At 62.6% G+C, this 17022-nt stretch carries 17 protein-coding genes; 12 read left to right on the top strand and 5 right to left on the bottom strand.

Annotated elements, in window-relative coordinates:
* Nucleotides 1–131 precede the first annotated feature (131 nt).
* The 5 genes from ACTYOL_RS22500 (at nt 132) to moaE (ending at nt 4263) form a co-directional block, all read left to right on the top strand.
* A complete protein-coding gene (locus tag ACTYOL_RS22500; protein ID WP_444757074.1) occupies nt 132–1259 on the top strand; it encodes a polysaccharide deacetylase family protein in 1128 nt (375 codons plus the stop codon).
* 293 nt (nt 1260–1552) lie between these two features.
* Nucleotides 1553–2947, top strand: a complete 1395-nt coding sequence (locus ACTYOL_RS22495) for a PhoH family protein (RefSeq protein ID WP_054894922.1) — start codon at nt 1553–1555, stop codon at nt 2945–2947.
* A 151-nt stretch (nt 2948–3098) separates the two neighbouring features.
* Nucleotides 3099–3569 carry a cyclic pyranopterin monophosphate synthase MoaC gene (gene moaC / locus ACTYOL_RS22490; RefSeq protein ID WP_054894923.1) on the top strand — a complete coding sequence of 157 codons (471 nt, stop codon included), beginning with the start codon at nt 3099–3101 and terminating at the stop codon, nt 3567–3569.
* Nucleotides 3569–3814 (top strand): MoaD/ThiS family protein, encoded by a 246-nt coding sequence (locus ACTYOL_RS22485; protein ID WP_063546029.1) that lies wholly within the window; start codon nt 3569–3571, stop codon nt 3812–3814. Before moaC ends, ACTYOL_RS22485 begins: the two co-directional genes overlap by 1 nt.
* 2 nt (nt 3815–3816) lie before the next feature.
* Nucleotides 3817–4263 carry a molybdopterin synthase catalytic subunit MoaE gene (gene moaE, locus ACTYOL_RS22480; RefSeq protein WP_065864156.1) on the top strand — a complete coding sequence of 149 codons (447 nt, stop codon included), beginning with the start codon at nt 3817–3819 and terminating at the stop codon, nt 4261–4263.
* A 159-nt stretch (nt 4264–4422) separates the two neighbouring features.
* Here the strand turns inward: moaE and rhlB are convergent, their stop codons facing one another.
* Together rhlB and ACTYOL_RS22470 are read right to left on the bottom strand one after the other, a co-directional pair.
* Nucleotides 4423–5880, bottom strand: a complete 1458-nt coding sequence (gene rhlB, locus ACTYOL_RS22475) for an ATP-dependent RNA helicase RhlB (RefSeq protein ID WP_444757073.1) — start codon at nt 5878–5880, stop codon at nt 4423–4425.
* Between the two features lie 114 nt (nt 5881–5994).
* The gene (locus ACTYOL_RS22470; protein WP_444757072.1) at nt 5995–6651 is read right to left on the bottom strand and encodes an alpha/beta hydrolase; all 657 of its coding nucleotides are present in this window, start codon (nt 6649–6651) and stop codon (nt 5995–5997) included.
* 336 nt (nt 6652–6987) lie between these two features.
* Between ACTYOL_RS22470 and ACTYOL_RS22465 the strand changes: the two genes are divergently transcribed.
* From ACTYOL_RS22465 to ACTYOL_RS22450, 4 genes are all read left to right on the top strand, one after another.
* The gene (locus tag ACTYOL_RS22465; RefSeq protein WP_200604008.1) at nt 6988–8016 is read left to right on the top strand and encodes an amino acid ABC transporter substrate-binding protein; all 1029 of its coding nucleotides are present in this window, start codon (nt 6988–6990) and stop codon (nt 8014–8016) included.
* 67 nt (nt 8017–8083) lie between these two features.
* Nucleotides 8084–9262 (top strand): amino acid ABC transporter permease, encoded by a 1179-nt coding sequence (locus ACTYOL_RS22460; RefSeq protein WP_153773202.1) that lies wholly within the window; start codon nt 8084–8086, stop codon nt 9260–9262.
* A gap of 10 nt (nt 9263–9272) precedes the next feature.
* Entirely contained in the window at nt 9273–10370 is a 1098-nt protein-coding gene (locus tag ACTYOL_RS22455; protein ID WP_065864161.1) for an amino acid ABC transporter permease, read from the top strand.
* A 10-nt stretch (nt 10371–10380) separates the two neighbouring features.
* Nucleotides 10381–11145, top strand: coding sequence for an amino acid ABC transporter ATP-binding protein (locus tag ACTYOL_RS22450; protein ID WP_054893975.1), 765 nt, complete (start codon nt 10381–10383; stop codon nt 11143–11145).
* Between the two features lie 35 nt (nt 11146–11180).
* Here the strand turns inward: ACTYOL_RS22450 and algW are convergent, their stop codons facing one another.
* Nucleotides 11181–12341, bottom strand: coding sequence for a Do family serine endopeptidase AlgW (gene algW / locus ACTYOL_RS22445; protein WP_063546025.1), 1161 nt, complete (start codon nt 12339–12341; stop codon nt 11181–11183).
* A 200-nt stretch (nt 12342–12541) separates the two neighbouring features.
* Between algW and ACTYOL_RS22440 the strand changes: the two genes are divergently transcribed.
* The 3 genes from ACTYOL_RS22440 (at nt 12542) to cysN (ending at nt 16280) form a co-directional block, all read left to right on the top strand.
* Complete coding sequence (locus tag ACTYOL_RS22440; protein WP_063546024.1) at nt 12542–13300, top strand: Nif3-like dinuclear metal center hexameric protein; 759 nt, start codon at nt 12542–12544, stop codon at nt 13298–13300.
* Between the two features lie 145 nt (nt 13301–13445).
* On the top strand, nt 13446–14363 hold the full coding sequence (cysD, locus tag ACTYOL_RS22435; RefSeq protein ID WP_009408193.1) for a sulfate adenylyltransferase subunit CysD: 918 nt from the start codon (nt 13446–13448) through the stop codon (nt 14361–14363).
* Nucleotides 14364–14378: 15 nt separating this feature from the next.
* On the top strand, nt 14379–16280 hold the full coding sequence (gene cysN / locus ACTYOL_RS22430; protein WP_054893978.1) for a sulfate adenylyltransferase subunit CysN: 1902 nt from the start codon (nt 14379–14381) through the stop codon (nt 16278–16280).
* A gap of 61 nt (nt 16281–16341) precedes the next feature.
* On the opposite strand, the gene ACTYOL_RS22425 is transcribed toward cysN, so the two are convergent.
* A complete protein-coding gene (locus ACTYOL_RS22425) occupies nt 16342–16587 on the bottom strand; it encodes a bacteriocin immunity protein (protein WP_444757071.1) in 246 nt (81 codons plus the stop codon).
* Nucleotides 16584–16904, bottom strand: a complete 321-nt coding sequence (locus ACTYOL_RS22420) for an S-type pyocin (RefSeq protein WP_444757070.1) — start codon at nt 16902–16904, stop codon at nt 16584–16586. The genes ACTYOL_RS22425 and ACTYOL_RS22420 overlap by 4 nt, the downstream gene beginning before the upstream one ends.
* Between the last annotated feature and the right edge of the window lie 118 nt (nt 16905–17022).

The raw sequence follows: 17022 nt of genomic DNA, 5'->3' as shown, positions 1-17022 counted from the left end.
TCGGCTCCTGAAATCGTCGCCGACGATTCTACGGGGCCAGCAGGGCAACGCCAAACTATGGTGACGATAGTCACAGACCATCGCCCGGGCAGGCGCTATAGTGCGCATCATCCGTTTAGGGAGAACCGATCGTGCGCATTGCCTTCGCCGTGCTGGCCGGGTTGTTCAGCCTGGCTGTGCAGGCCGCTCCAGCCAATTCCGTCAGCTTCGACCGCAGCCATTGGCCCGAGCAACTCGACAGCCCGGTGCTGTTCGACGTGGCATCGCGCGCGCAGATCCTCTCCTTCGCCCAGGTGCTGCATGAAAGCGAGATGCTCGATGAGCGCGCTCTGGCGGCGCGCCTGGGGCTGCGGCAGATCAACCTGGCGGTGATCCGTTCGGTGCGTGCGCGCATGTGGCAGCGGTTGTGGGAAAACTTCCAGCAGGCCCAGCTCAGTTGCGAGCAGGATGCATCGTTTTGCTATCCGCTGGATTCGATGGCGGATTTGCGTACGCGTTCGGCTACGTTCGCTACATATGTCGGCGAATTCTACAAAGAATGGGTCGAGCCCAGCCATCAATTCAACGTCCGTTACCTTGACGAGCAATTGCGCAAGGCGGCCTTGTTTCCACAGACCAGCAGCGAGATCGAGCGGCTGTCGAATGGCGAGCGCAGTGGCGATGAACTCAACGACCGGATGTTCCTGCTGACGTTCGTCGGCGGCCCTGGCCCGGTCGGCGGCAACACGGACCTGCTCAACGATTACCTGCGCCGGCAAAAGCTGGGCGCAGTGTTCTTCGTGCTGGGCAACCGCGTGCAGCAGCGCCGCGACATGGCCCAGGGGGCCAATGTCGCGGCGCTCTACGCTGGACAGTGCGTGGGGATTCAGGGCTGGGAGTATCGCTCCCACGCCCAGTGGCAGGGCTGGCAGGATTCCCTGCGGCGCAGCCAGGCGCAGGTGCAGGGGCTGATGCCCGAGCAGTACGTGCCGCTGTTCCGCCCACCCTATGGGCAGCGTCGTGCCGACGGCGAGGCGTTCATGGCGGCGCAAGGGCTGCAGGTGTCACTGTGGGACATCGACGCCCAGGACGACGGCGCGCTGGATGCCGATCAGTCGGCCCAGCGGGTGATGACCCTGATGCTGCTATGGCGCAAGGGTGTAATCCAGTTCCACGACACCCTGCCCAAGGCACAGCCGGCCCTGGAATGGCTGTTGCAGCACACGGCGCAGAGCGGGATCGGGTGGCAGGATTGCATGGAATACGCGCATCTGCGCTAGCTAGAAAATCCAGGGTCCAACAGTGACTGTAGTCCCCCGTCACCGTATCGCCAAGCGCGGTTCGTCATTCGGCAAAATAAACTTCACCGGAGCGTAAAAAGTCTTTTTTCCGTCACGCCTTTTGCGGTATGAAGGAATCAGACAGCCGATTCCTGCAGCACAGGTGGCGTCATCCAGGCCCTCCTTTGCCAGGTGCGCTCCCCGCCCGTAACGACGCGGATACGGGGAGAACGGCGGTCACTCTGCGGTGCAGCGAAGCTGTGCCGTCCTGCTTTCACATAAGGTGACCGAGTATGGATGACCAAGGACGCAACCCTTCCTCCAACCAGCCAATCCTGTATGTGCTCGATACCAACGTCCTGATTCACGATCCCAACGCTTTGCTCAACTTCGAGGAGCACCACGTCGCCATACCGATGACGGTGCTGGAGGAACTCGACAAGCTCAAGACCGGTAAACAGACCATCGCCGCCGAATGCCGCCAGGCCATTCGCCTGATCGACCAGACCCTGGGCGATGCATCACCCAACGATGTCGAACAAGGGGTACCGATCCAGCGTGGCAAGGGCGGGCCGAAGGGCTTCCTGTCGATCCTGATGAGCCCGCGCAACGAACCGAACCGGCTGCTGCCGGAAAACCTCAACGACAACATCATCATCAACCAACTGCTGGAGCTGCGTGCCAGGCGGGCTGACCTGGACGTGGTGCTGGTCACCAAAGACATCAACATGCGCCTGAAGGCGCGCGCCTGTGGCATCGCCGCGGAGGACTACAGCACCGACCAACTGGTCGACGATGTGTCCCTGCTCTCGAAGGGCTACCACTCGGTCACCGGCTCCTTCTGGGACCGGGTCAGCAAGGTCGACACCCGCCAGGAACGGGGCCGCACCTGGCATCGCGTACAACTGATCGACAACTTGCCGGCCGTGCACGTCAATGAGTTCATCATCGACGAGCAGGGCTTCGTCGGCTGGATCAAGGGCATTCGCGAGAACGAGCTGCTATTGCTCGACCTGCACCAGGAGCCGCTGCTGCATCAGGAAGCCTGGGGCCTCAAGCCCCGCGACATCCACCAGAGCCTGGCGCTGTTCGCCCTGCTCGATCCGGACATCCACCTGGTCAATCTCACCGGCGCGGCCGGCTCGGGCAAAACCATCCTGGCATTGGCTGCAGCCATCGAGCAGACCATGGTCAGCAAGCGCTACCGGCGTATCATCGCCACCCGCAGTGTGCAGGGGCTGGACCAGGAGATCGGCTTCCTGCCGGGCACCGAGGCGGAAAAAATGGAGCCCTGGCTGGGCGCCATCACCGACAACCTCGAGGCGTTGCACATGGATGACGAAAGCACCCACGGCAGTGTCGAGTACATCCTCGAACGGGTGCCGCTGCAGTTCAAGTCGCTGAACTACATCCGTGGCCGCAGCTTCCAGCAGAGCCTGATCCTGATCGATGAATGCCAGAACCTCACCCCGCACCAGATGAAGACCATCATCACCCGTGCAGGCTCTGGCTCCAAGGTGGTCTGCCTGGGCAACCTGGCGCAGATCGACACCCCCTACCTGTCCGCGACCAGCTCGGGCCTGACCTACCTGACCGAGCGCTTCAAGGACTTCCCCCATGGCGTGCACATCACCCTGCAGGGTGTGCCGCGTTCGGTACTGGCCGAGTACGCCGAGTCGCACCTGTAGACCCGGATCGCTCATTACGCAGGCTCGCCCGCTCCCACACGGTTGTGGGGGCGGGCGAGCCCTGTGATGAGGCCGAGCCTGCCGACACATTCCCCTGCGCAAAGCTGACCCACAGGTTTACACTCTGCTTTCCCTTCACAGGAGCAGAGCAGTGCTGACTCATCTCGATTCCCAGGGGCGTGCCAACATGGTCGACGTCACTGAAAAAGCCGTGACTGCGCGCGAGGCGATCGCCGAGGCACGGGTGCGCATGTTGCCGCAGACCTTGCGGATGATCGTCGACGGCGAGCATCCCAAGGGCGATGTGTTCGCCGTGGCGCGCATCGCAGGTATCCAGGCGGCGAAGAAGACCAGCGACCTGATCCCGCTGTGCCATCCGCTGATGCTCACCAGCGTCAAGGTCGAGCTGGCTGCCGAAGGCGAAGATGTGGTGCATATCGTTGCCCGTTGCAAGCTGGCCGGGCAGACCGGTGTCGAGATGGAGGCCCTGACCGCCGCCAGCGTCGCGGCGCTGACGATCTACGACATGTGCAAGGCCGTGGACAAGGGCATGGTCATCGAGCAGGTGCGCCTGCTGGAGAAGCTTGGCGGCAAGAGCGGCCACTACAAGGTGGAGGGGTGATGAAGATCAAGGCCCTCTATTTCGCCCGTTACCGTGAGCTGCTTGGCGTTGATGCCGAGCGTCTGGAAGGGGATTTCAAGGTACTCGACGACGTGCGCCAGGCGCTGGTTGCCAGAGGGGGCGTTTACGCCGTGCTGGCCGAGCAGAACCTGATGTGCGCGCGTAACGAGGAGCTGTGCAGGCTCGATGAGCCGGTCGAGGACGGCGATGAGCTTGCCTTCTTCCCGCCGGTGACCGGAGGTTGAGCATGGGCGTACGGGTACAGCAGGCGGCGTTCGACCCCGGTGCCGAGGTCAATGCCATGCACGCTGCCAATGTTGGCGTGGGCGCGGTGGTGGGGTTCGTCGGTTATGTGCGCGACTTCAACGACGGTCGCGAGGTGGCGGGGATGTTTCTCGAGCACTACCCAGGCATGACCGAGAAGGCCCTGGCCAAGATCGTGGTCGAGGCCGAGCAGCGCTGGCCGTTGCTCAAGGTCGAGGTGCTGCACCGCATCGGTGCGCTGGAACCGGGCGAGCCGATCGTGTTCGTGGGTGTCGCCAGTGCCCATCGGCAGGCCGCGTTCGATGCCTGCAACTTCATCATGGACTATCTCAAGACCCGGGCGCCGTTCTGGAAGAAGGAGAACACTCAGGAAGGACCGAGGTGGGTCGAAGGCAGGCAGAGTGACCAGGATGCTGCCGGGCGCTGGTAGAACCATCTGTCTGATGGCCGGGGCGTTGCCCCGGTTCGCGGGCAAGTCGGGTCGCCGCACCGCCGCTCCTACAGGTACCCGCTGCCCTCAGGTCCAGCACATTACCTGTGGGAGCGGCGGTGCGGCGACTAGACTTGCCCGCGAAGAATCCAGTACCGATCAGGGATGCTTGCGCGGCACTGGCGTGAGCAATTCATCCGGCGGCATCTCGCACTTGATCTTGCGCCCCAGCAGTTCCTCGATCGCCGGCAACTGGTAGGAGTCATCCTCGCCGGCAAAACTGATCGACACACCACTGGTGCCTGCACGGCCGGTACGGCCGATGCGGTGCACGTAGTCGTCCGGGTCTTCCGGCAGGGTGAAGTTGATCACGTGGCTGATACCGTCGATATGGATCCCGCGCCCGGCCACGTCGGTGGCCACCAGCACGGTGATGCGCCCTTCGCGGAAGTTTTCCAGGGTACGGATGCGCTTGTGCTGCGGCACATCGCCCGACAGTTGGGCGGCATTGATGCCGTCGCGCACCAGCTTCTCCTCGATGCGCCGCACCTCGTCCTTGCGATTGGCGAAGACCATCACCCGTTCCCACTTGTTCTGCGTGACCAGGTTGTACAGCAGCTTGTACTTGTCGCTGCCCGCCACGGCATAGACGTGCTGCTCGACCGTCTCGCTGGCGACGTTCTCCGGCTCGATCTCGACGATGGCCGGATCAGTAGTCCACTGCTTGGCCAGGTTCATGACGTCGTCGGTGAAGGTGGCGGAGAACAGCAGGGTCTGGCGTTCGCTCTTGGGCGGGGTCTGGCGGATGATCTGGCGTACCTGTGGGATGAAACCCATGTCGAGCATGCGGTCGGCTTCGTCCAGCACCATCACCTCGACCATGTCCAGGTGCACTTCGCCGCGTTGCTGGAAGTCCAGCAGGCGGCCCGGGGTGGCGACCAGGATGTCGCAGTAGCGCTTTTCCAGGGCCTTGAGCTGCTTGTCGTACTCCATGCCGCCGACGAAGCTCATCACGTTCAGCCCGCTGTACTTGGTCAGGGCCTCGGCGTCCTTGGCGATCTGCACCACCAGTTCGCGGGTCGGGGCGATGATCAGGGCACGCGGCTCGCCCATGTAGCGTTCCTTGGGCGGCGGGGTCTGCTGCAGCTGCGAGATGATCGAGATCAGGAACGCCGCCGTCTTGCCGGTGCCGGTCTGGGCCCGGCCGATGGCATCCTGGCCACGCAGGGTGTAACCCAGGACCTGGGCCTGGATCGGCGTGCAGTAGGGGAAGCCCAGGTCATGGATGGCATGCATCAGCTCGTTGGAGAGCTTGAAGTCGTGGAAGCGGGTCTTGCCTTCCTGAGGCTCGACCACGAAGTCCTCGGGCTTCCACAGGCTGGCCTGGGGCTTGGGTTTGCGCTCACGGCGGGGTTTTTCCCGGGGCGGCTCGACAGGCGCGGCTTCAGCCTTGGCCACAGGTTCGGGCTGGCTGCGCGGCGCAGACTTCGCTCTTGGCGGTTTCGGGGGCCGGGCCGGTGCAGGCTGAGGCGTGGGTGCAATCACGGGGGCAGCGGGCGCGACGGCCTGTGGGGCGGCGTCTCCCTTGCCGAATATTTTCTTGAGTGCCTTGAGCACGGTCGTCTCGTCAACTGGTTAAGGAATGTACGCCGGGCAGTGTAATGCAAGATCCAGGCTCGGCGTAGTACCGGGTGTAGTCCAATGCGCCGACGGCTACAGGCGCACGTCGATTTACAGCAGGTGCTTGGCCAGCCAGTCGTGGATATCGCTCAGCTCCTCGACCACCACCTCGTGTTCCATGGGGTATTCATGCCAGCGCGCGGCCACGCCCCAGGTGTTCAGGTACTCGAAGGCCGTGCGGCCCATCGACGGGATCACCACCGGGTCATGCACACCGTGCAGGCACAGGGCCGGGGTGCGTTGCTGGCAAGCGCTGAGCTGGTGGCTTTCGTTGAAGGTCGGGGCGTAGGTGGACAGGGCGATCACCCCTCCGAGCGCTTCCTGCCACTTTATATAGGCGGTATGCAGCACTACGGCGCCGCCCTGGGAAAATCCGGCGAGGATGATCCTCGACAGGTTGATGCCCTTGGCCTGCTCGGCCTTGATCAGCTCGATGACCTGGTCGGCCGATTCTTCAAGTTGCGCCTCGTCGATGGCCCGGGCCGGGGTCATGGCCTTGATGTCGTACCAGCTCGGCATGGCATAGCCGCCGTTGATGGTGACTGGGCGGGTCGGCGCCTGGGGCATGATGAAACGGGTGCTTTGCAGACGTTCCTGCATGAATTCGGCCACCGGTAGGAAGTCGTAACGGTCGGCCCCCAGGCCGTGCAACCAGATCACACAGGCGTCGGCGGTCTTCTGGGGTTCGAGAATCAGCGGGTTGGTCATGACTGCTCCGAAAAAGTGCGTAAGAACTTATTGAGTGCGTAAAAAGAAGGCGCTGGTGGTTAGTGCCATAAAAAGATGTCGCAACTCTACAACTTTACCCCCTTGACGCATGCTTAAACGCTTAAGGCGGCAACTATGGTACGCGCTTTGCTACGTTCGTACCGATGCGATGGACGGGGACCTGAACGGTAACACCCGCCCACGTGGATGAAAGGCTGTCACAGAACAGCCCATTGCGCCAATTGACCCAAAAACAAGCCAACAAGGGTCGGATGCGCCTCATAAGGGTGCGGTGCAATTCCGGCTCGGTACAACAAGAGCATTTGGAGGTTGTTGATGAAGATGTTTAAAACCACGCTGGCAGTCCTGACCGCTGCCGCCACCCTGGGCACCGTGGGCGCCGCTCAGGCTGGCGCCACCCTCGATGCGGTACAGAAAAAGGGCTTCGTCCAGTGTGGCGTGAGCGACGGCCTCCCGGGCTTCTCCGTCCCTGACGCCCAGGGCAAGATCGTCGGCATCGACGCCGACGTCTGCCGCGCCGTGGCTGCCGCCGTGTTCGGCGACGCCACCAAGGTCAAGTTCAGCCAGCTCAACGCCAAGGAGCGCTTCACCGCGCTGCAGTCCGGCGAAGTCGACGTACTGTCGCGCAACACCACCTGGACCAGCTCGCGTGACGCTGGCATGGGCCTGGTGTTCGCCGGTGTCACCTACTATGACGGCGTGGGCTTCCTGGTGAACAAGAAGCTGGGCGTTTCCAGCGCCAAGGAGCTCGATGGCGCGACCATCTGCATCCAGGCCGGTACCACCACCGAGCTGAACGTCTCCGACTACTTCCGCGCCAATGGCCTGAAATACACCCCGATCACCTTCGACACCTCCGACGAGAGCGCCAAGTCGCTGGAGTCCGGTCGTTGCGACGTGCTGACCTCCGACAAGTCGCAGCTCTACGCACAGCGCTCCAAGCTGGCGGCTCCCACCGAGTACGTGGTGCTGCCGGAAACCATCTCCAAGGAGCCTCTGGGCCCGGTCGTGCGTAAAGGCGACGAGGAGTGGTTCAGCATCGTCAAGTGGACCCTCTACGCCATGCTCAACGCCGAAGAAGCAGGCGTGACTTCGAAGAACGTCGAGGCCGAAGCCAAATCCACCAAGAACCCTGACGTCGCCCGCCTGCTGGGTGCCGACGGCGAGTACGGCAAGGACCTGAAGCTGCCCAAGGACTGGGTGGTGAAGATCGTCAAGCAAGTCGGCAACTACGGTGAAGTGTTCGAGAAGAACCTGGGCAAGAGCACCCCGCTGGAAATCGACCGCGGCTTGAATGCCCTGTGGAACAACGGCGGCATCCAGTACGCACCGCCTGTGCGCTGATGGCTGCCCCCCGCGACGGCATCCGGCCGTCGCGGGTCGTTCGACTCCCTTCTTTTCGGGGCATTTCATGCAAAATCATATCGGCGCACGGAAAGGGTTATCCCTGAGCGATCCACGTGTGCGCGCGTGGCTGTTCCAGATCATCACGGTCGTGGCCGTGATCGGCCTGGGCTGGTACCTCATCCACAACACCCAGACCAACATGCAGCACCGAGGGATCACCTCGGGCTTCGACTTTCTCGAGCGCAGTGCCGGTTTCGGCATCGCCCAGCACCTGATCGACTACACCGAAGCCGACACCTATGCACGGGTGTTGCTGGTTGGCCTGCTCAATACCTTGCTGGCAAGCGTCATCGGCATCATCATCGCCACCGTGCTTGGCTTCGTCGTCGGCGTTGCCCGGTTATCCTCGAACTGGGTGATCAGCAAGCTGGCGGCCGTTTACGTCGAGACCTTCCGTAACATTCCACCGCTGCTGCAGATCCTGTTCTGGTACTTCGCGGTATTCACCGCCCTGCCGGGGCCACGCGGCAGCATCAACATCGATGACCTGTTCTTCATCAGCAGCCGTGGCGTGAACATGCCCGGAGCCTCCATCGGCGGAGGTTTCTGGCCGTTCGTCGTGGCGGTGCTGCTGGCGGTCGTGGCCATTGTCCTGATGGTGCGCTACGCCAACAAACGCTTCGATGAAACCGGTCAGCCGTTCCACAAGTTCTGGGTAGGGCTGGCGCTGCTCGTTGGCATTCCCGGTATCAGCGCGCTGCTGTTTGGCAACCCATTGCAGTGGGAAGTGCCGCAGCTCAAAGGTTTCAACTTCGTCGGCGGCTGGGTGCTGATTCCCGAATTCCTCGCGCTGACCCTGGCACTGTCGATCTACACCGCCGCCTTCATTGCCGAAATCGTGCGCGCGGGTATCCGTTCGGTCAGCCATGGCCAGACCGAAGCGGCCCGTTCGCTGGGGCTGCGCGAAGGGCCGACCTTGCGCAAGGTCATCATTCCGCAGGCGATGCGGGTGATCATTCCGCCGCTGACCAGCCAATACCTGAACCTGACGAAGAACTCGTCGCTCGCGGCGGTCATCGGCTACCCGGAATTGGTGTCGCTGTTTGCCGGCACGGTGCTGAACCAGACCGGCCAGTCGGTCGAGGTCATGGCGATCACCATGGCTGTGTATCTGACGATCAGCATCAGCATCTCGTTGCTGATGAACTGGTACAACAAGCGCATTGCGCTGATCGAGCGGTGAGGACAGGCGCATGACTTCCCATGTTTTCAAACCCGATATGCCGCCACCGGTGAAGACCGTCGGCGTGCTGGCGTGGATGCGCGCCAACCTGTTCTCCAGCTGGATCAACACGCTGTTGACCCTGTTCGCGATCTACCTGATCTGGCTGATCGTGCCGGCACTGTTGCAGTGGGCGTTCCTGGACGCCAACTGGACGGGCACGACCCGCGCGGACTGCACCAAGGATGGCGCATGCTGGGTGTTCATCCAGCAACGCATCGGCCAGTTCATGTACGGCTATTACCCGAGCGAGTTGCGCTGGCGGGTCGACCTGACCGTGTGGCTGGGCGTGATCGCCGCCGCACCGCTGTTCATCCGCCGGTTCCCGCGCAAGGTGCCCTACGGTATTGGTTACCTGGTGCTGTATCCGATCCTCGCCTACCTGCTGCTGCACGGTGGCAGCTTCGGCCTGACGCTGGTGCCGACCTCGCAATGGGGCGGCCTGATGCTGACCCTGGTCATCGCGACCGTAGGTATCGCCGCAGCCTTGCCGCTGGGCATCCTGCTGGCGCTGGGACGGCGCTCGAAGATGCCGGTGGTCAAGGCCGTGTCGGTGACTTTCATCGAGTTCTGGCGTGGCATTCCGCTGATCACCGTGCTGTTCATGTCGTCGGTGATGCTGCCGCTGTTCATGCCCGAGGGCACGAGCTTCGACAAGCTGCTGCGGGCGATGATTTTCGTGATCCTGTTCGAGTCGGCCTACATTGCCGAGGTGGTTCGCGGCGGCCTGCAGGCGATTCCCAAGGGGCAGTACGAGGCAGCCGCGGCGATGGGGCTGGGCTATTGGCGTGCCATGGGCCTGGTGATCTTGCCGCAGGCCCTGAAGCTGGTGATCCCCGGCATCGTCAACACCTTCATCGCGCTGTTCAAGGACACCAGCCTGGTGATCATCATCGGCCTGTTCGACCTGCTCAACAGCACCCGCCAAGCCACGGCAGATCCTGCCTGGCTCGGCATGGCGACCGAGGGCTACGTGTTCGCGGCCCTGGTCTACTGGATTTTCTGTTTCGGTATGTCCCGCTACTCCATGCACCTGGAGCGCAAGCTGGACACTGGCCACAAGCGTTAGGAGTTTCGAAATGAGTGAAGCGATCAAGCAGCCTGCCGGCCCCGAAGGCATCATCCAGATGCAGGGTGTGAACAAGTGGTATGGCCAGTTCCATGTGCTCAAGGATATCAATCTGAACGTACGCCAGGGCGAGCGCATCGTCCTGTGCGGGCCGTCCGGCTCGGGCAAGTCCACCACCATCCGCTGCCTGAACCGGTTGGAAGAGCACCAGCAGGGGCGCATCGTCGTCGATGGTGTGGAACTGACCAACGACCTCAAGCAGATCGAGGCGATCCGTCGTGAAGTCGGCATGGTGTTCCAGCACTTCAACCTGTTCCCGCACCTGACCATCCTCGAGAACTGCACCCTGGCACCGATGTGGGTACGCAAGATGCCCAAGCGCAAGGCCGAGGAAATCGCCATGCATTACCTGGAGCGTGTGCGTATTCCAGAGCAGGCGCACAAGTTTCCGGGGCAGTTGTCCGGTGGTCAGCAGCAACGTGTGGCCATTGCCCGCGCGCTGTGCATGAAGCCCAAGATCATGCTGTTCGACGAGCCGACTTCGGCACTCGATCCGGAAATGGTCAAGGAAGTGCTCGACACCATGGTCGGCCTGGCCGAAGACGGCATGACCATGCTCTGCGTCACCCACGAGATGGGCTTCGCCCGCACCGTGGCGAACCGGGTGATCTTCATGGACAAGGGCGAGATCGTCGAGCAGGCCTCGCCGGATGACTTCTTCGACCGGCCGCGCAGTGACCGGACCAAGTTGTTCCTGAGCCAGATCCTGCACTGATGTGACTGGGGCCGCAAAGCGGCCCCATCTTGTTGTTACTTTTCTTCCTTGGTCGCCACCGGCGCCGGTGGCGGACGCAGCCCGACCTCGGCAATCAGCTTCAACTGCTTGCCATTGCGCATCACCTCGATGCTGATCTTCTCGCTGGGTTTGATTCGTGCCACCTGGTTCATCGACCTGCGACCATCGCCGGCCGGCTCGCCATTGATGCTCATGATCACGTCACCCAGTTGCAGCCCCGCACGCTGGGCCGGGCCGTCGCGGAAAATACCGGCGACCACGATACCCGGACGCCCCTGCATGCCGAACGACTCGGCCAGCTCCTCGCTCAATGGCTGCACCTCGATGCCCAGCCAGCCGCGAATCACCTGGCCATGCTCGACGATCGACTTCATCACCTCCAGCGCAAGCTTGGCGGGGATGGCGAAACCGATACCCTGCGAACCACCGGATTTGGAGAAGATCGCGGTGTTGATGCCGATCAGATTGCCGTTGGCGTCGACCAGTGCACCGCCGGAGTTGCCCGGGTTGATGGCCGCGTCGGTCTGGATGAAGTCTTCGTAGTTGTTCAGCCCCAGCTGGTTGCGGCCAGTGGCGCTGATGATGCCCATGGTCACGGTCTGACCGACGCCGAAGGGGTTGCCGATGGCCAGGCAGACATCGCCGATGTGGATGTTATCGGAGCGGCCGATGGTGATGGCTGGCAGGTTCTTCAGGTCGATCTTCAGCACCGCCAGGTCGGTTTCCGGGTCGCTGCCGATGACCCGGGCCAAGGTCTCGCGGCCATCCTTGAGCGCCACCACGATCTGGTCGGCACCGCTGGTCACGTGGTTGTTGGTCAGCAGGTAGCCTTCGGGGCTCATGATCACCGCCGAGCCCAGGCTCGATTCCCAGCGCCGCTGCTTGGGCAGGTTGTCGCCGAAGAAACGACGGAACTGCGGGTCTTCGAACAGCGGATGGGCGCTCTTGTTCACCACTTTGGTGGTGTACAGGTTGGCGACCGCGGGCGCCGCCAGGGTGACGGCGTCGGCATAGCTGACCGGGCCCTGCATGATCCGCGAAGTCTGCGGTGCCTGTTGCAGGTTGACGTCCTGGCTGGGCAGGCCGACCCATTCCGGGAAACGCTGGATGATCAGTGCGGCGATCAGTACGCCAGTGAGCAGGGGCCAGCCAAAGTAACGCAAAGCCTTGAGCATCGAATGAATCCTGGAAATGGGACGAGGGCCGGGGCGCGAACGCGCGCGATCATACACCTCGGTGATGAGTGAGGGTATGGATCGCGAAGCAACTGACGCTGATGTACGCCGGTTTCCCCGAACCCGGCGACGGCCCATAATGACGCCCAGTATACGAGGCCTGGCGCCCGTTGAAGCAGCGAATTACGAGGAGATTTTCCATGGCCGTCGCCCTTAGCACCCTGGTCGAGGAAGCCGAGCGCTACCTGTCCAGCGCCAAGATCCAGGATTACTGCCCCAACGGCCTGCAGGTCGAGGGGCGTCCGCAGGTCAGCCGCATCGTCACGGGCGTCACGGCCAGCCAGGCCTTGCTCGATGCTGCAGTCGAAGCCGAGGCCGACCTGGTGCTGGTGCACCATGGCTACTTCTGGAAGGGCGAGAGCCCGTGCATCACCGGTATCAAGCAGCGACGCATCAAGACCCTGCTCAAGCACGACATCAGCCTGCTGGCCTTCCACCTGCCGCTGGACGTGCACCCTGAGGTGGGCAACAACGTGCAGCTGGCGCGCCAGCTCGACATCACCGTCGAAGGCCCTCTCGACCCCGAAAACCCGCGGGTGGTCGGCCTGATCGGCTCGCTCGCCGAGCCCATGTCGGCTGGCGATTTCGCCCGCCGCGTGCGTGAAGTCATGGGCCGCGAGCCGCTGTTGGTCGAGGGGGAGGGGATGATCCGCCGGGTTGGCTGGTGCACCGGTGGCGGCCAGGGTTATATCGACAACGCCATCGCCGCGGGTGTCGACCTGTTCATCAGCGGCGAGGCCTCCGAACAGACGTACCACAGCGCGCGCGAGAACGGCATCAGCTTCATCGCAGCAGGGCACCACGCCACCGAACGCTATGGGGTGCAGGCGCTGGGCGACTACCTGGCCAAGCGCTTTGCCCTGGAGCACCTGTTCATCGATTGCCCGAATCCAATTTAGGCAGGTGCGGTCCTCAAACCCCCAGTCATATCATTAGACCGTTTCGATCTAGCAGCCCGCCTAAATAGAATCAGGCGCTGTGATAAAGTGGCTCGCTCGAACACGGCCCGCTGGCCGTCCATAAGATCGTTTTTCGTGAGTAGCCATGGTCGACAAACTGACGCACTTGAAACAGCTGGAGGCGGAGAGCATCCACATCATCCGCGAGGTGGCCGCCGAGTTCGACAACCCGGTGATGCTGTACTCGATCGGCAAGGACTCCGCCGTGATGCTGCACCTGGCGCGCAAGGCTTTCTTCCCGGGCAAGCTGCCGTTCCCGGTGATGCACGTCGACACCCAGTGGAAATTCCAGGAGATGTACCGCTTCCGCGACAAGATGGTCGAGGAAATGGGGCTGGAGCTGATCACCCACGTCAACCCCGAGGGTGTGGCGCAGGGGATCAACCCCTTCACCCACGGCAGCTCCAAGCACACCGACATCATGAAGACCCAAGGCCTGAAGCAGGCGCTGGACAAGCATGGTTTCGACGCCGCCTTCGGTGGCGCGCGCCGCGATGAAGAGAAGTCGCGGGCCAAGGAGCGTGTCTACTCGTTCCGCGACAGCAAGCACCGCTGGGACCCGAAGAACCAGCGTCCGGAGCTGTGGAACGTCTACAACGGCAAGGTCAACAAGGGCGAGTCGATCCGCGTCTTCCCGCTGTCGAACTGGACCGAGCTGGACATCTGGCAGTACATCTACCTCGAAGGCATCCCGATCGTGCCGCTGTACTTCGCCGCCGAGCGTGAAGTCATCGAGAAGAACGGCACCCTGATCATGATCGACGACGATCGCATCCTCGAGCACCTGAGCGACGAGGAGAAGGCGCGCATCGTCAAGAAGAAGGTGCGTTTCCGTACCCTGGGCTGCTACCCGTTGACGGGCGCTGTCGAGTCCGAAGCCGAAACGCTGACCGACATCATTCAGGAAATGCTTCTGACGCGTACTTCCGAGCGTCAGGGCCGAGTCATCGACCACGATGGCGCCGGCTCCATGGAAGACAAGAAACGTCAGGGCTACTTCTAACTTCAGGGTTACTCCATGTCGCACCAATCCGATTTGATCAGCGAAGACATCCTCGCTTATCTGGCTCAGCACGAGCGCAAAGAACTGCTGCGTTTCCTCACCTGCGGCAACGTGGATGACGGCAAGAGCACCCTGATCGGGCGCCTGCTGCACGACTCCAAGATGATCTACGAGGACCACCTCGAGGCCATCACCCGTGACTCGAAGAAGTCCGGTACCACGGGCGAGGAAGTCGACCTGGCGCTGCTGGTCGATGGCCTGCAGGCCGAGCGCGAGCAGGGCATCACCATCGATGTCGCCTACCGCTACTTCTCCACCGCCAAGCGCAAGTTCATCATCGCCGATACCCCGGGCCACGAGCAGTACACCCGCAACATGGCCACCGGCGCCTCGACCTGCGACCTGGCGATCATCCTGGTCGATGCCCGCTATGGCGTGCAGACCCAGACCCGCCGCCACAGCTATATCGCCTCGTTGCTGGGCATCAAGCACATCGTCGTCGCGATCAACAAGATGGACCTCAAAGGCTTTGACGAGCAGGTCTTCGAGTCGATCAAGGCCGACTACCTGAAGTTCGCCGACGCCATCGACCTGAAGCCGTCGAGCCTGCACTTCGTGCCGATGTCGGCGCTCAAGGGCGACAACGTGGTCAACCGCAGCGAGCGTTCGCCGTGGTACACGGGCCCGGCGCTGATGGAGATCCTCGAGACCGTCGAGGTTTCGGCTGACCGCAACGTCACCGATCTGCGTTTCCCGGTGCAGTACGTCAACCGCCCGAACCTGAACTTCCGCGGCTTCGCCGGCACCATCGCCAGTGGCGTGGTGCACAAGGGCGACGATATCGTGGTGCTGCCGTCGGGCAAGAGCAGCCGCGTCAAGTCCATCGTCACCTACGAGGGCGAGCTGGAGAACGCAGGCCCAGGTCAGGCCGTGACCCTGACCATGGAAGACGAGATCGACATCTCCCGCGGCGACCTGCTGGTGCATGCCGACAACGTCCCGCAGGTGGCCGACCAGTTCGAGGCCATGCTGGTGTGGATGGCCGAGGAGCCGATGCTTCCGGGCAAGAAGTACGACATCAAGCGCGCCACCAGCTATGTGCCAGGCTCGATTGCCAGCATCACCCACAAGGTCGATGTGAACACCCTGGAGCAGGGCGCCGCCAGTGCGCTGCAACTGAACGAGATCGGTCGCGTCAAGGTCGCCCTGGACGCCGCCATCGCACTGGACGGCTACGACAGCAACCGCACCACCGGTGCGTTCATCGTCATCGATCGCCTGACCAACGGCACTGTCGGCGCCGGCATGATCATCGCCCCGCCGGTGCTGCCGCACGGCGGTACTGGCCAGCACGGCAAGCTCGCCCACGTCTCCACCGAGGAGCGTGCCTTGCGCTTCGGCCAGCAACCAGCCACCGTGCTGTTCAGCGGCCTGTCGGGCGCCGGCAAGAGCACCCTGGCCTACGCCGTGGAGCGCAAGCTGTTCGACATGGGCCGTGCGGTCTACGTGCTCGATGGCCAGAACCTGCGCCATGACCTGAACAAGGGCTTGCCGCAGGATCGCGCCGGTCGCACCGAGAACTGGCGTCGTGCCGCTCACGTAGCGCGCCAGTTCAACGAAGCCGGCCTGCTGACCCTGGCCGCCTTCGTCGCCCCGGATGCCGAAGGCCGCGAGCAGGCCAAGGCGCTGATCGGCAAGGAACGCCTGGTGACCGTCTACGTCCAGGCTTCGCCGCTGGCGTGCCGCGAGCGCGACCCACAGGGCCTGTATGCCGCCGGTGGCGACAACATCCCGGGTGAAAGCTTCCCGTTCGATGTGCCGCTGGATGCGGACCTGGTGATCGACACCCAGAGCACCAGCGTCGAGGACGGCGTGAAGCAAGTGCTGGATGTGCTGCGCCAGCGCGGCGCGATCTGACGTTCGCTGCTGCACCAGAAACCCCGCTTCGGCGGGGTTTTCTGTTGTTGGCCAGACCCATTCAGGCCAGCCCATTGTCCTGCCGCCACTTCATCACCTCTTGAACAATGCTCTTCGCCGACTCGCTTGTGCGTGATTCGGGGTGATAGATGAGGTCTGACCCCTGCGGGTGAGCGGTGATGTCGATGAAGTGCTCCAGCAACCCATCCTGGAACTCGGACGAACCTTGTGCGGTGATGAGCATTTCGACCAGCGATTCGAACTCATCAGGTGCGTAGTCGTTCAGCTGTTGCCTGAGGGTGATCATTCCTCGACCTCCGAGGACAGCGCATATTGCAGGGCGCTCATGATCCGCATGTTGTCCATGTCGTACACCACTGCGCTGAGCTCCGGTGGCGAGAGGTGGCAGATCTCGTAGGAGCGCAAGCCTGTGGCCGTTTCACCGAAGGGCGCGCGAGGCGCCCAGCCTTTCTTGATTCGGTTCAATTGCGATTCGACGAATTGCTTCGAGAGTACCGGGTCTTCGGCGATGGTCATCCAGAAGGTGCTGGAGAACTGGTCGAAGCTTGTGAAATGTTGTCCGGCGAGTTTTTGGGCGATGTGAGTGGGGATGGGTGTGGCCATGTCGTTCGGGCTCCTTGTGCACGACAGGGTGAGGTGCCCCATGATCAACGCTTGGTCAGCCAGGGAATAGATTCCGATTGCCGAGTTCTGCGCGGGTTGTTTTCTTGTGGCGAGTCAG

Source organism: Pseudomonas sp. A014 (assembly GCF_052378495.1).
Classification (GTDB): Bacteria; Pseudomonadota; Gammaproteobacteria; order Pseudomonadales; family Pseudomonadaceae; genus Aquipseudomonas; species Aquipseudomonas machongensis.
Note: the sequence above shows the minus strand (reverse complement) of the source record. Positions and strands in the feature narration are given on the sequence as shown.

What these genes read in the sequence shown, in the direction of transcription:
- ACTYOL_RS22495 (WP_054894922.1), top strand. Translation starts at nt 1,553, where the DNA reads ATGGATGACCAAGGACGCAACCCTTCCTCCAACCAGCCAATCCTGTAT.
- ACTYOL_RS22485 (WP_063546029.1), top strand. Translation starts at nt 3,569, where the DNA reads ATGAAGATCAAGGCCCTCTATTTCGCCCGTTACCGTGAGCTGCTTGGC.
- moaE (WP_065864156.1), top strand. Translation starts at nt 3,817, where the DNA reads ATGGGCGTACGGGTACAGCAGGCGGCGTTCGACCCCGGTGCCGAGGTC.
- ACTYOL_RS22470 (WP_444757072.1), bottom strand. Translation starts at nt 6,651, where the DNA reads ATGACCAACCCGCTGATTCTCGAACCCCAGAAGACCGCCGACGCCTGT.
- ACTYOL_RS22465 (WP_200604008.1), top strand. Translation starts at nt 6,988, where the DNA reads ATGAAGATGTTTAAAACCACGCTGGCAGTCCTGACCGCTGCCGCCACC.
- ACTYOL_RS22460 (WP_153773202.1), top strand. Translation starts at nt 8,084, where the DNA reads ATGCAAAATCATATCGGCGCACGGAAAGGGTTATCCCTGAGCGATCCA.
- ACTYOL_RS22455 (WP_065864161.1), top strand. Translation starts at nt 9,273, where the DNA reads ATGACTTCCCATGTTTTCAAACCCGATATGCCGCCACCGGTGAAGACC.
- ACTYOL_RS22450 (WP_054893975.1), top strand. Translation starts at nt 10,381, where the DNA reads ATGAGTGAAGCGATCAAGCAGCCTGCCGGCCCCGAAGGCATCATCCAG.
- algW (WP_063546025.1), bottom strand. Translation starts at nt 12,341, where the DNA reads ATGCTCAAGGCTTTGCGTTACTTTGGCTGGCCCCTGCTCACTGGCGTA.
- ACTYOL_RS22440 (WP_063546024.1), top strand. Translation starts at nt 12,542, where the DNA reads ATGGCCGTCGCCCTTAGCACCCTGGTCGAGGAAGCCGAGCGCTACCTG.
- cysD (WP_009408193.1), top strand. Translation starts at nt 13,446, where the DNA reads ATGGTCGACAAACTGACGCACTTGAAACAGCTGGAGGCGGAGAGCATC.
- cysN (WP_054893978.1), top strand. Translation starts at nt 14,379, where the DNA reads ATGTCGCACCAATCCGATTTGATCAGCGAAGACATCCTCGCTTATCTG.
- ACTYOL_RS22425 (WP_444757071.1), bottom strand. Translation starts at nt 16,587, where the DNA reads ATGATCACCCTCAGGCAACAGCTGAACGACTACGCACCTGATGAGTTC.
- ACTYOL_RS22420 (WP_444757070.1), bottom strand. Translation starts at nt 16,904, where the DNA reads ATGGCCACACCCATCCCCACTCACATCGCCCAAAAACTCGCCGGACAA.